Raw genomic sequence first — 13544 nt, forward strand, 5'->3', positions numbered from 1 at the left:
CATATACTAACCCACATTGTTCAAACTCATAGAAAAATTATGGCAAAAGACCAGATTCTTCATCAATAGCCAACCATTTCATGAAGGACTAAAAATTACTATTGCAGTCCTTATTCCTGTCCTTATTTTTGCCTGTTTTAATCAACTCCATTATGGTGTTACGGTGGGCATAGGTGTTATCATTGCGAGTACACCAGATTTGGTTGGGCCATATCGTGAGCGTAGAAAATCCATGTTGGTGAATGTGTTTCTCATTTTTACCATGAGTATGTTAACACGTATACTTCCTTTTTCAGATTTATCTCTTGGTCTTTTTATTGCTTTTTCTTCTTTTGCGGCATGTATGCTTACGGCTTATGGCATTCGTGCAATGGGAATTGGAGCTTCCTGCTTGTTAACGTTATTTTTTAGCTTGACCCTCACACATGAGCACAGTCATCCCATTCTGGAAGCGCTGTTGATGACAGCAGGAGCAATTTGGTATATGTTGTTTGTATTGCTTGTTCGTTTCATTCGACCTTATCGTGTTAGCCAACAAGTTTTAGCCGAATGTGCTTATGAAATTGGAAATTTACTACGTGTGAAAGCAGATTTCTTTAATAGCAATATGGCTATTGCAAAAACACATAAACGAGTTATTCAAGTAAATGTCCTACTCAATCAACATCAGGAGAGTGTACGGGAAATATTGTTTTCAGCAGCAACAGATAAGCAATTTGCCAGCTCTCAATACCGTCAGTTAACCTTTATTTTTGCAAACACGATGGAATTATTCGAAAGAATAAACGCTTCTCATCATGATTATTATCGCATTCGTGATCAATACGGAGATACAAAGGCTTATCAATTAATTCCTGGTTTGTTGATTAGTTGTGCACAAGAGATGGAAAGACTTTCAACTTCCATTAGTGTATTAAAAGCCCCCAAGTCTGAAATTCAATTTACAGGCCAATGGGACCGAGCATATGTTGCTGTTATTGCGTTGGAACAAGAGGAGGGAGAAGCAGCCCTTGTATTAAAAAAGATATTGGTCAATATTCGGTATGTGATGCAGAAAATTCGAGAAATACATCGCGTCCTATCCAAATCTGCGAAACTTGATGATCATTCAAATTTATTAGCTCATAAAGAAAAATTTTTTAAACAGCGTAAATTTTCATGGCTTCAGTTACAGGCACATTTGAATTTTCATTCACCCATTTTTAGACATTCCTTACGAGTAGCTATTGTGATGTTGATCGCTTATGTGATCACAAAAATCTTACCGCTCGTTTTTCCTGAATATGCTGCTTTAACGCAACATAGTTTTTGGATCTATATTACTATCCTGGTGATTCTTCGACCTGGTTTTAGTTTAAGTAAACAGCGTAGTATCGATCGTTTAAAGGGTTCTTTTTTAGGTGGGTTACTAGCATTGCTCAATATTTTTTTTATTACTAACACCTATGTTTTATTGGGATTGACGCTGATCTATATGTTGTTAGCTTTTACTTTTTTGCGTGGTAAATATGTTTACGGTTCGTTTTTTATAACAGCATGTTTCCTTATTATCTATTATTTCTTTACAGGTGTAGACGATTTTGGTATAGTTTTATTGAAAGAACGTTTATTGGATACGATTATAGGTTGTATACTTGCATTTTTATCTTTTTATTTTATTCTTCCTACTTGGGAAAGTAATTCGATAAAACCATATTTAAAAGAAGTGATCAAAGCCAATATTCATTTTTTATCGATTAGTTTCTGCAAGTTTTCAGGTAATGAAATTGAGCTTGCAGATTACAAATTAGCTCGAAAGGAAATCTACTTAAGTTTAGCAGAATTAAATGCATTGAACGAACGCATATTGAGTGAACCTCGTCATCAACGCCCGTTCACAAAAGAATTAAATGATTTTTCTATTTATACACACTTGTTGATTTCCTATGCCATGGCTTTTACCAATATGATGGGACAAGGTTCTGCTTTACTTTATAATCAAGATCAGTATCGATTGATGGATCAGATTCTTTCACAATTGAAGAAGTGTTATGGCCTGTTTTCAACAGAACCTTATGCGATTATATTTCCTAATCGTGACACGAATCAAGAACAGTCTTCTGCTGTAATGACTAGTGATATTGCTCTAATAGGTGAACAATTGGAATTGATGCTAGATGTTGTTGATAAACTATATCATAACTCTTTAGATATTTCGCTATTGGTAAAGCGTTCTTTATAAACAAGTTATTCTGTAACTGTTAAAATTTTGGAACCTGACAATAATTGATCTAATTTTTACAAGATTTCTTATTGTTTGGAAGACAAGTGACGATATAAGAAACAAATTGATTTTCAAAAAGAGCTGCATTTTTTGCAGCTCTTTTTCAATATACTACACAAGTGGATTGACGTGATCCGCAACTGGAAACTCTTGACCTGTATTGCCAATTAATTTATTCAATTCAAATCTTGCATTATCAGTCATCTCTATACCACCCGCTAATTTTGCTTTATCCAATAAGTCTAGTGCTAGTTTTTCTTCTTCCCGTTGTTCATTTACAAGCCATTGTAGAAAATTCCAAGTCGCCCAATCTCCTTCTTGCATACTCATGTTTACAATTCTGTAAATAGACTCTGTATTTTCAATTTCTTGTTGCAAAACCATTTCAAAACATTCCAAAATATTTGTAGGCTCAGGACTTGGTTTTTTAATGGCCTCAATCTTCACAATACTTCCTCTTTCCTGTACATATTCTATTATCTTGGCCATATGTACACGTTCTTCTTGCGAATGTTTCATCATAAAGCGATTTATGCCATCCAACATATGCTCGTCAGCCCAACATGCTAACATTAAATAAACTTGAGCGGAGTAAGCTTCGAGTGTAATTTGATCATTCAATGCACGACAAAGTGTTTGTGATAATCGATCTGTTTTCATTGTCATTTCTTTAGGATTTTAAATACTTGAATGTAAGTAGTCGTTCAAGGTGATTCTTTTTAAACTTCTCTGTTAAGCACAGCTTTTTAAAATGTGTGCGCTTTTATAGTAGAACATTCAGGATAAGAAAATGTTTGGAAGTATTAGGAGAGGAGTTAAGTCGCTACTAACTTCTAATTTACCTAGTATTTTGAACGAACTTTGTTCGTACTTCAAACGTACCTGATTCGTCTTTGTTCGAACGAGGTACGAACAAGGTACGAATCAGGTACGAACCAGCTCCCTACTATGTTACCAGTTGAACACTATGTTTTATCCTGAATTATGCTTTGTCTTATGTTGAATTATCCTGACAGAATTCGGACAGTTATACGGATATATCCTTACATTGTTTTTTCTTTGTACGGGTATACCCTTACAGTCGAGTTGTGTCTTATCCTGAATTATGCTTAGGAAATACAATTGTTTATTCCTGAAATAGGTTTACAATAAAGAAGAGTCTATTAACCATACTACCTCGAAAATTTACTTGTAACACTATTACTTAAATAAATGATAACGAAAACCTAAAAATCCTCTGATTCCTTGATTGGGACCATAGACATAGGATGGATCAAAAGTCAATCCATACGGATTATCGGCTGTTACCATTGCTTGTCCATCAGTACCAAACTGTACCTTTTTGTCAAATGGATCATTAGTTCTTGCGATGATAAACGGATTTCCCTTATTTGGTGTCCAATTCAATAGGTTTTTTACTCCTCCATATATTTCGATTTTTTTACCTAAGTGTTTTGTCAACTGTATGTTTTGAATACTCCACCATGGTGAATATTCACGACGCGGATCGGTAGCACTTAGTAATGGAAGACGCATCGGTCCATACAGGTTCCCTGTGTAATCTGCTGTCAGTCCAATTCCCTTAAACGTATATCCAATATTCCATACTGCCGTAAATTTTTCTGTAAACATCTGACCAGATCTTTTACCTTCTTCGGTATTGTAAACGTCCATTGCGGTAGCACCAGCTAATATTTTCAAACCATTAGCAAAAACAACATCAATGTTTAATGAAACACCACTAGATACCGCATGTCCGTTTATATTATCGTAGATGATCTTATTGGGATCTTTGTCGTAGTTAGGGATAATTTTATTGGTAAAATATGTATAGAAAGCTGTGGCATCTAAACCAATAAATGTAGTGCCAGCATCTATTTTCTTTACAAAATTTATATTTCCATTCCAGGAGGTTTCTGGTTTAAGTGCATGCATGAATACAACTTCTCGGGCGCCAGTAAGTGCAGCATGATCTTCCGTAAATACATTAGCCACACGATATCCGTTTCCGATACTCAACCGTAACACATTATTCTTGTCAACAGAATTCCATTTATAATTTAAACGAGGCGTTAAGATACTACCATGTATCGAATTATAGTCATAACGAACGCCTAACAAAAGTTTATTGTTTCCGTTCAAGGTGATCTCGTCTTGTAGAAATAATCCAGGTAGATGCGTTTGGGTTGGTTTATTCAACGCTATGTTTCCAGCAGATGCAGTTGCTGGTGTATTGTCATCGTAATTGGTATACCTGTAAGTCAGACCAGTCAGAAGATCATGTCGACCCAATGTTTTAAACCAAGTGAATTGCCCAAATCCGATATATTGATCTGCTAAATATGGAATGTTACCGTACACACTGTTTTGGTTGTGTCCATTCGTACTGAACTGAAACAAAATCTTTTCTTTGATGGGTAACTGATAGGTTCCGAAAAATTCCCAGCGGCTTGTATAAATACTTTCACCATATACTTCATCACCACCTCTGTATTTTTTTCCCCAGTTCATTTCTCCTCCCCAACGATCTTCATAGACATAGCGACCTGCTAAAGAAAAAATACGGTTATCTTTCCTTTCAAAGTTCCATTTGTTGAATATGGAGATGCGGTGTTGTAGGGTGATATCTGTGAAATTGTCGTTGTTATTGTCAATAGGGTGTTGATAGTTGAAGTAGTTTATCCCAAGAAGAGATTGTGCTTTTTTACCAACATTAAATTTTGCAGCAACATCCGCACTTATTTCTCCCCAAGTTGTACCAAATGCATCTAAGGATAGCAAGGGCGCATTTTCAGGTCTTTTCGTAATGATATTGATCAGACCACCTACGGCTTCACTACCGTAAAGTGTTGAAGCAGGACCTTTCACAATTTCGACCCGATCGATGAGTGATTGTGGGATACCACTGAGTCCATATACGGTGGAGAGTCCGCTGACAATAGGCATACCATCAATAAGTATCATGGTATAAGGTCCTTCAAGACCATTGATATGTATATCACCTGTACTGCATACATTACAGTTTAACTGTGGACGTACACCGTTTATGTTCTGCAAAGCATCAAAAAGGGAAGGTGTCGGGTTAGCCTTAAAAAATTTGGAGGTATAGACCTCAACAGGCACAGAACTTTCCAGCTTTGACACCTCTTTCATTGTTCCTGAAACAACAACTTCATCCAGATCTGTGTTTGACTTTTCAGATAGTTCAATATGCTGTTCCAATGAATCGCTATTTAATGTAATCATTTTTTTTAAGGTATGAAATCCAACAAACCTAACTTCTAGTTCCCATGTTCCATATGGAATATCAGTCAGTTCGTAAGCACCTGAAATAGTTGATTTCACACTCTTCTTCAATTTTGGAATAGAAACAGTTGCTGCCTGAACATCTTCATGATCCCTTTGGGTAACCTTCCCCTTTATCTTTCCAGTTTGGGCTAATGCAATACAGGTTATCAGGATAAAACATACTGTACCTATCAGCTCTTTAATCTTTGTCATAATTTTCATCGGTAATTTTAATGTACTAATTATATTAATTAGTAAAGCAAAAGTAATAAGTTAGATTGATCTAACAAAATAAATCTAACAAAATTGTTAGTAAGGTCTAATTATGTTAAATTTGTTTCATGATCTCACAGACGGAAGAAAATTATCTAAAGGCACTGTTTATGCTAACCAGTGCAAAAGGGGAAGCAAACTTAAATGAACTTGGTAAACAATTAACAGTCAAAATGCCGACAGTGAGTAGCATGATGAAGCGTCTGGCCGAGAAAAATCTTGTTGTTTATGAAAGTTATAAACCTATTAAACTAACGAAAAAAGGAGAAGGAGAGGCTATTCTTATTATCAGAAAACATCGGCTAACAGAAATGTATCTGGTTGAGAAGATGGGATTTGGATGGGAAGAGGTGCATGAGATTGCTGAACAGATCGAACATATAAAATCGCCAGCTTTTTTCGATAAAATGGATGAACTTCTTGGGTATCCTAAGGTAGATCCGCATGGTTCACCTATCCCAGATCGAAATGGAAATATGAAAGATAATAGCTATGTAAAATTGGGAAAATTTAAGGAAGGAGATAAGGTAACTTTTATGGCTATAACGGATTCTTCAGAAGATTTTCTTAGGTTTTTAAACAGTCGTGAGTTAATATTAGGCACAACAATTAAGATCAATGCTGTCGAATCTTTTGATGGAAGCATGTCCGTGAGTTATTCGAAAAGAAAGAATGAAATTTTGAGTAGTATAATTTGTGATAAATTGCTTGTTCAATAAAGGACGCAATTTCGAATCGCAACTGTGAAATATGGAAGCGATGGCAAAAGAAAACATATGTTTTCTTTTTTTATTTAAAGGCTATATCATACGATATGTTAAAACAGTCATGAAGATTTTATCATCGAAAAAACATAAAACATCTCGGAAGCTATTTCTAAGCTTCTTGCTTGATAGACTTCATCTTGTTGATTGGTATTGTCCGCTATCTTCGGGTCTTCATATGTGATGGGGATTCTTTTTTCAGCACCTGGAATAAAGGGACATCCGCCATTTGCTTGCGAACAAGTCATAACAGCTGTAAATTCGGATTGCGGATTGAAGCTGTCATCATATTTTTTAGAGAATCCAATGATAGGCATTGTATTTTCGTTATATTTTATCGCATATATGGGATTTGATGTTGCGGCAATCACTTGAATATCTATTCCTGCTGCTGCTAATGTTTCTGCAACCTTCGGAAATAATGCCGTTTCTTCAGTTCCTCCGGAATAACAATAAACTTTTTGAGTTTGATAAAATGCCGAAGCTACTTGTGCCCATACTTGACAAAGATGACTTCTGCGAGAATTATGTGTACAGATAAAGTTTATATGGATTGGTTTATCTGCGTTCACTTTTTCTTGAATAAGATCAATCAAGGGTTGTAAAATTGCTTTACGTCCCTGATTGATCTCTTTAGTCAGAATTTTCTGAATGGTTTCGTTAAGTACAGCATTCATATTATACAAGTTTTTATGAGCAACATCCTGATCCTGGTGTACACACGTCATTGGTTGAAGCTATTACTGTTAAAGGTTTGGGTGTAATTCCGCATGCATCAGAAGCAAGACAAGCTGTAGTCTTACTCGTAAGAACAAAATTTTTGCCATTGAATTGCAATCCATATTTGCCAATGGTATCACTTTGGTATTCTACTTCAATTTCGTGATTTCCCATTTGAAGTTTTTCCTCAGATAATTTGATGATATCCAATAATTTTCCTGGCTTTACACGGTGTTCAACATCATGAGCATTCCACAGTTGAAAATTGACAACATTTTCTTTTCGGATAGTACCGCCACAGTCAATAAAATGTTTACTGATCTGACCTACTTCTGTTACGTGAAAGTGTTCTGGTACAAATGTTCCATTTTCTAATTGAAATTCCACATTATCTAATGTTGGAAGAACTTGTTTAATTTGTTCGAGTGTCATATTACTGGTGTTTAATTGTTTTAATGCATACTAGCGAATGGTGATACGCTGATTTATTTAATATATCGTTATATTACGATATTTGATGATAAAAAACTCTTTTAAATGCGCATTAACAACATTTCTGATTATTAGTATGGATCACAATTTCTTTGAAGTAGTTCTTGAGCAAGCTGAATGTTTTTTCATCAATACAATAGCAGATGGATGTACCTTCAATATTTCCTTTGATCAATCCTGCATTTTTTAATTCTTTTAGATGTTGAGATATGGTGGATTGAGCCAATGGCAATTCTTCCACGATATCACTGCAGATACATGCATTTACTTTTAATAAATATTCAATAATTGCAATACGTGCTGGGTGACCAAGTGCTTTCGTGATCATAGCAATTTGATTTTGCTGTTCTGTAAAATGATCTGTTTTAGTAACTCCCATGTCAATTCTATATTTGTATATCGCAATATTACGATTAATATTTTTAAAACCAAAATAATTGATTTCAAACAGATGGTTCAGCATTAAAAAATAACAAAAACAGTTCTATGTTACTGTAGAGATTGAATATTTATATTTATCTTGTCAAGAAGTTGTTATTTCCAAGACCTTAATCCTATATGAAAGAAAATATTTTAGTCAATAACGTTCGTATAGCGAAAGTCATCATTTATGACTTTATCAAACAACATAATTCCGCAGATGCCATAGAATTTATCTGTAATCAAGCGAATGTCAGGTATAAAACAGGTAGGGACATTGTGGAAATGTTTAAAGATGGACATATTGATCGTTTTGACGGGATAGATTTATTTTTGGATGACTATGATACGGTGCCCAATACAGATCCACTGGAAAGAGATGAAAGGATAACAGATAGCATATTGGAACATGACCACGAACAGCCCAAGTCAGGTTTCAAGAATGGGCTTATATTCTTATTATGTATCTTCTTGATCGGATTTGTTGTGATTAAATATGTTGTCGGATTTCATCATGTTGGTCACCACTTAAGAGAGCTTAAGGATGTTGTTTTTGGTTCAAACAAAGGTGTTGCAGCTATAGATGTAGATTCTGTAGCCAATAAGGGTGTTCTAAAAGTAGACACAACTGATTTCGCATTGACTTCTGCTGACTTATACCCTGTAGATACGAATAACCTCATTCCAGAAATAAGAGCGACTGAAATAAAGATCATTAAGTACGCACATTTTGACAAACTAAAACGAGTAACAGATCCCCCAACTGACGAGGATGCACAAGCGGCATTGATTCGTTTGACTGAAGGGAGATTAGCAGACGTTATTGTTGATCAAAAGTTGAACATAAAGATTGGAACTTGTTATGAAAATCCAAACAAAGACGGTAATTTCCGTTGTGTGAGTTGTATGATATTGTTATATAATCGGGATAAAAAAGATTGGCAAGAAGCTCCTAATGGGGAAAACTTTTTGAGTAATGCCTACGATTTTTATCAGCCTTCTAAAGGGGATGTTTGGGAAGCAAAAGAACTGAGTATACGCATTCCTTATGATTATGCACTTATCCATAAATATGAGCGAAAGGATTGATATTAAGCATATCAATTGATTGTCCACGATTCCACTTCAAAGCAGATATGATGAGGAGTCCAAATCAGTCAATATAAAAAATAAGAGCAGCCCACATACTAATACACTAAGTGTTTGTCATTTCTGACTAATTTTTCGTTATTCGTTCTGAACAACTACGATCAATATCGAAAGATCTGAAACGAATCTTGATAGCTGTCAAACGAATCTTTAAAACTTAAAAACAAGTTATTAAAATAGCCTAGATTGTTGCAAGAAAACCTTATATATGAAATTTATAAAAGAAAAGAAATTTATCCAAATCCCAGGAATAAAAAACCAATTATTTACGGTTATTCTCTTTCTAGTCATGGTATTATCTTCTTGTGGCAATAATCAGGATTTTGGTTATAATGAAAAAATGACGAGTAATTTCTATTCTTGCAAAGAACGTCTGGATGAACGACACAAGAAACTACTGGCAGGTGATTTTGATGCAGACAAAAGCAGTAAAACAGCGTTTGATATGGAACTTAAAGACGCAAAAGGTTTGGGTAGTTATTGCAATGAAATTAAAACCGAAGCAAGTCAACTTGGGCATAGTGAAGTTGCAAATGTCTTTCATGAAGCTGTTATCAGGTATATGTCAAAAATTGAAGATGAATATACGGTATTGTTAACTCAGTATGTGGAGGAACAGGATAGCACTGCTCGGAAAGCAATACGTACGCAATTGGAGACCAAAAAAGAAGAACTATCAGCGTTGGAAGATAAATGCTTAGCAGCGCAGATTGCTTTTTTGAAAGAAGTGGGTATCCAGATAAATGAAGAAACTTAACAAGTATTTAGCCCTTGTACAATAAAATATTTTCATTTTTAAATGGAATTTCCAAGCACACTCTTGCTCTTAATGGGCGATTAATTCCGTTATTATTTCGTTTAATAATAAATTAAATTCCTTTGGTTTCTCTAGCATAGGATAGTGTCCTGTTCCGTTAATGATTTTGTAATTATAATCTTTCAAATACTTTTGGTTATTTTCCAGACTTGTTGCCGATGCGTCAGAATTTATGGCTCTTACAGGGACCTCTATTGATTTGGCTAGTTGGCGAATATCCATCTTGTATAAAGGTGCAAGCGTATTGATGGCGAGTTCCGGCTGATTTTGAATAAACTCTTCTTGAAGTTGCTTTTTTATAGATGCAGGAGTTTCCACAACAAAAAGGTGTTGAGGAAGAATCTGCTCCACGGCTTCTTTAAAATCTTTTCGATAATTGCTAAACAGGATTTGCTCTGCTTGTTCATAAGTAAAAACTTGGTCTAAGTCTTTTAACGTGTCTACTAAAATTATCGCTTTTATTTTTGGGGAATCTACAGATGCTTCAAGTACATAAGCTCCTGACATGGAATGACCAATCAATATAATTTCGGTCGTATGAATTTGGTCAAGTACCGCTTTAATATCATCAGCATATTGTGTGCTAGTCCAATTTCGTCTTGTTTTTTCTGATTTTCCGTGCCCACCTAAATCTATTTGGACAATGTTATATTTCTCTTTAAAATACGTCTGTTGATTATTCCACCAATCGATGTTGCCCAACCATCCATGGACGAAAACTAGTGTTATATTTCCTTTTCCAGTCTCTATATAGTGAATCTTCAATCCATCTGAAGATGATACATGTTTTTCCATTTGTCTTATTTTGTTAAGTCTTATATAACCACGATTACTTTAAGATGTTAGGCATTACCATTTTCCAATCGTATATAACCGATATTCAATTCTACTAATTTAGTAAGATTTGATTGTTTTATTACTTAACGCATAAATTTAAAATCTTTAAAACATTAGGTTTGATTTATGCTTTATGCTATTAATTTCTAAATCGGACTTACTTAAGCTTCATTTTTTTTGGCATATCGTCTACATGTTTATTCGAAATTGTATCTGAAATAGGAGTGTCCACTTTGTCTGTCACATTCAGTGATTTTGCAAGCTCTAAATGATTTTTTAAAGAAGATATCGTTTGATTTAACCAAGTATTCTTGGTATCATCTTTTGCCATATTACTTTTTATGGCAGATTCAAACAAAGTGATAATATTTTCATGAGAAGCAATTATTTCAGATTTGAATCTTTCGTCATAAGCCGCCCCATTTAAGTTAGCGGTCTCTGTTAACAATTGTTGTTGTTCACGACTCATATCGTTTTCTACAGTCAGATTATTCGCTGTTGCATAGGCATCCAATTGAGATTGCAACTTATGATGATCGTCAACAAGCATTTTAGAAAAGTCTTGAACTCCCTTGTTTTGAGATTTATTCATTGCTTGTTCAGAAATAGCTATTTCAAAACGATTTGACGCAATTGCTTTATTGATAAAATTGTCATGTTGATGTGGTTTAAATGATTGCAGGCTTATTAGTCCTAGAATAATAAAGCCTATAATTAAAAACTTTTTCATGATATTATGATTGATTACCTTTTCTTCTTATTTATAGAACATGACGAGTCAGTTAAGAGTTGTATGATATGAAAATTAGCGTATTAATTGCTTTTTACACACGTATTAACATTTGATTAAAAAGCTTATTATTTATTTGGGTTTCGTATGTTTATTCCGATAGTAGTCGAATTAGAGAGGGTGTCTAAAAAGTACATTTAATCCTCTGTGAATTGAATCTTTGAAAATACAACTTTGGGTTGGGACGCAAATAAAATTAAAAAAAATAGATGGTGTCCGATTTTTTTTGGACACCATCTATTTTAAATATTTATCATCAGGTATAAAATAGTTTACAAATTATTTTTTAGCATGTTGATCAACTGCTTTTGAAAGTTCATCTTTTGACATATCATGTCGTCCAGTGATGTCAAGCTTTTTTGCCATTTCTAGCAGTTCCTCTTTTGTTTTACCTGATTGCTCATCTGAATTCGAATTTGTTGCGGATTTACTGGTTTTATCCATTGTTTTACCCGATTGCTCATCTGAATTCGAATTTGTTGCGGATTTACTGGTTTTATCCATTGTTTTACCTGATTGCTCATCTGAATTTGTTGCAGATTTACTGTTTTTGTTCATGTTTTGGTTCTTGTCAGTACCTTTTCCCTGGCTATTTTTTTGATCAGCTTCTTGGGTTGTTTTTTTTGTTGTGTTCATAAGACATTAATTTAAAGGGTTTATAATTTATTTATTATTGAATTTACTATTGAATGAACACCCTGGTTAGAAAAATAGTTGGCTGATTTAGTACTTTAACTGGAGGGTTTTCTACTGTATTTTTTAAAGTATATTTTGGGTAATGCTTCTTTAAAAATAAAATGAACGAAACTATTGGTCAGCCTGTTCTTTAAGAGAACCGCTTGTAAGAGCATTAAAATGATGAACTATGGCAACAATAAAAAGTACAGCGAACAAAAGCAACGCCGCAGAAAAAACAGAAGATGTTTCTTCAGTTGCAACAAAGACTGCAGTTGCGCAAAAAAATAAAGCTAAATCAGGCGCTGCAAAAGATCTAAGTGAACTCTTTGAAGATGGTTTGAAAGATATTTATTGGGCAGAAAAGGCACTCACAAAAGCATTACCCAAAATGGAAAAAAATGCGACCTCGGATGAACTTAAAGCAGCTATTACCAAGCATTTGAAAGAAACAAAGGTGCATGTCGAACGTCTGGAAGCTTGTTTTGAATCTATTGGAAAAGCGGCAAAAGCAAAAAAATGTGATGCTATGGCAGGCCTGATTGAAGAAGGAGAGGGTATTATGGAGGAAACTGAAGTAGGGTCTGTTCGGGATGCTGGGATCATAGCAGCAGCACAGAAAGTGGAACATTATGAAATCGCTACTTATGGAACTTTAGCCGCATTTGCCAAAGTATTGGACTGTAAGGAAGCATTAAATCTTCTTCTTGAAACACTGGAAGAAGAAAAAAAATGCGATCAGGATTTAACTGCTATTGCGGATACAAACCTGAATTCAAAGGCAGTATAAAGTCTATTTGTAACGAAATACTGTTTGGATTGCTTTAATGTTGTTGGAAATCACATTTATATAAAATTATCATAGTATGCAGCCATCAAATACAAGGGATGGAGCCAAGCCTATTAATCGGCTAAATCCCAAGAAACCTGTTCAAAATAAAGATGATCTCGATAGTAGAGAGTTTGAAGAAAATGAATTTAAAGGTGAGGATATCACGCACAATAAAAAAGAAAGAAAAAGTGAGGGTAAAAAATAAAACAGAGCGCATAGCTCTG

At 34.6% G+C, this 13544-nt stretch carries 14 protein-coding genes; 6 read left to right on the plus strand and 8 right to left on the minus strand.

Annotated elements, in window-relative coordinates:
• Positions 1-16 precede the first annotated feature (16 nt).
• Entirely contained in the window at positions 17-2221 is a 2205-nt protein-coding gene (locus tag LZQ00_RS03190) for an FUSC family membrane protein (RefSeq protein WP_234511877.1), read from the plus strand.
• A 153-nt stretch (positions 2222-2374) separates the two neighbouring features.
• Here the strand turns inward: LZQ00_RS03190 and LZQ00_RS03195 are convergent, their stop codons facing one another.
• Complete coding sequence (locus LZQ00_RS03195) at positions 2375-2929, minus strand: ferritin (RefSeq protein WP_234511879.1); 555 nt, start codon at positions 2927-2929, stop codon at positions 2375-2377.
• A gap of 534 nt (positions 2930-3463) precedes the next feature.
• Positions 3464-5764: a TonB-dependent receptor gene (locus tag LZQ00_RS03200; protein WP_234511881.1), complete on the minus strand. Its 2301-nt coding sequence runs from the start codon at positions 5762-5764 to the stop codon at positions 3464-3466.
• 128 nt (positions 5765-5892) lie between these two features.
• Between LZQ00_RS03200 and LZQ00_RS03205 the strand changes: the two genes are divergently transcribed.
• A complete protein-coding gene (locus LZQ00_RS03205; protein ID WP_234511882.1) occupies positions 5893-6543 on the plus strand; it encodes a metal-dependent transcriptional regulator in 651 nt (216 codons plus the stop codon).
• 107 nt (positions 6544-6650) lie between these two features.
• On the opposite strand, the gene LZQ00_RS03210 is transcribed toward LZQ00_RS03205, so the two are convergent.
• The 3 genes from LZQ00_RS03210 to LZQ00_RS03220 form a co-directional block, all read right to left on the minus strand.
• The gene (locus tag LZQ00_RS03210) at positions 6651-7265 is read right to left on the minus strand and encodes a low molecular weight phosphatase family protein (RefSeq protein WP_234511884.1); all 615 of its coding nucleotides are present in this window, start codon (positions 7263-7265) and stop codon (positions 6651-6653) included.
• A gap of 13 nt (positions 7266-7278) precedes the next feature.
• Complete coding sequence (locus tag LZQ00_RS03215) at positions 7279-7740, minus strand: DUF6428 family protein (protein ID WP_234511886.1); 462 nt, start codon at positions 7738-7740, stop codon at positions 7279-7281.
• 112 nt (positions 7741-7852) lie between these two features.
• Positions 7853-8179 (minus strand): ArsR/SmtB family transcription factor, encoded by a 327-nt coding sequence (locus LZQ00_RS03220; RefSeq protein WP_234511888.1) that lies wholly within the window; start codon positions 8177-8179, stop codon positions 7853-7855.
• A 179-nt stretch (positions 8180-8358) separates the two neighbouring features.
• Here LZQ00_RS03220 and LZQ00_RS03225 point away from each other — a divergent pair, with 179 nt between their 5' ends.
• Together LZQ00_RS03225 and LZQ00_RS03230 are read left to right on the plus strand one after the other, a co-directional pair.
• Positions 8359-9309: a hypothetical protein gene (locus LZQ00_RS03225; protein WP_234511890.1), complete on the plus strand. Its 951-nt coding sequence runs from the start codon at positions 8359-8361 to the stop codon at positions 9307-9309.
• A gap of 268 nt (positions 9310-9577) precedes the next feature.
• The gene (locus LZQ00_RS03230) at positions 9578-10126 is read left to right on the plus strand and encodes a hypothetical protein (RefSeq protein ID WP_234511892.1); all 549 of its coding nucleotides are present in this window, start codon (positions 9578-9580) and stop codon (positions 10124-10126) included.
• A gap of 69 nt (positions 10127-10195) precedes the next feature.
• Here LZQ00_RS03230 and LZQ00_RS03235 read toward each other — a convergent pair whose 3' ends face one another.
• The 3 genes from LZQ00_RS03235 to LZQ00_RS03245 all read right to left on the minus strand — a co-directional run bounded on the left by LZQ00_RS03235 (position 10196) and on the right by LZQ00_RS03245 (position 12449).
• Positions 10196-10981: an alpha/beta fold hydrolase gene (locus LZQ00_RS03235; RefSeq protein WP_234511894.1), complete on the minus strand. Its 786-nt coding sequence runs from the start codon at positions 10979-10981 to the stop codon at positions 10196-10198.
• A gap of 199 nt (positions 10982-11180) precedes the next feature.
• Positions 11181-11753 (minus strand): DUF4142 domain-containing protein, encoded by a 573-nt coding sequence (locus LZQ00_RS03240; protein ID WP_234511896.1) that lies wholly within the window; start codon positions 11751-11753, stop codon positions 11181-11183.
• A 339-nt stretch (positions 11754-12092) separates the two neighbouring features.
• Entirely contained in the window at positions 12093-12449 is a 357-nt protein-coding gene (locus LZQ00_RS03245) for a hypothetical protein (RefSeq protein WP_234511897.1), read from the minus strand.
• 229 nt (positions 12450-12678) lie between these two features.
• On the opposite strand from LZQ00_RS03245, the gene LZQ00_RS03250 reads away from it, so the two are divergent.
• Complete coding sequence (locus tag LZQ00_RS03250) at positions 12679-13278, plus strand: ferritin-like domain-containing protein (RefSeq protein WP_234511899.1); 600 nt, start codon at positions 12679-12681, stop codon at positions 13276-13278.
• A gap of 76 nt (positions 13279-13354) precedes the next feature.
• Entirely contained in the window at positions 13355-13525 is a 171-nt protein-coding gene (locus LZQ00_RS03255) for a hypothetical protein (RefSeq protein WP_234511901.1), read from the plus strand.
• Positions 13526-13544 lie beyond the last annotated feature (19 nt).

This window comes from Sphingobacterium sp. SRCM116780, from assembly GCF_021442025.1.
GTDB lineage: Bacteria > Bacteroidota > Bacteroidia > Sphingobacteriales > Sphingobacteriaceae > Sphingobacterium.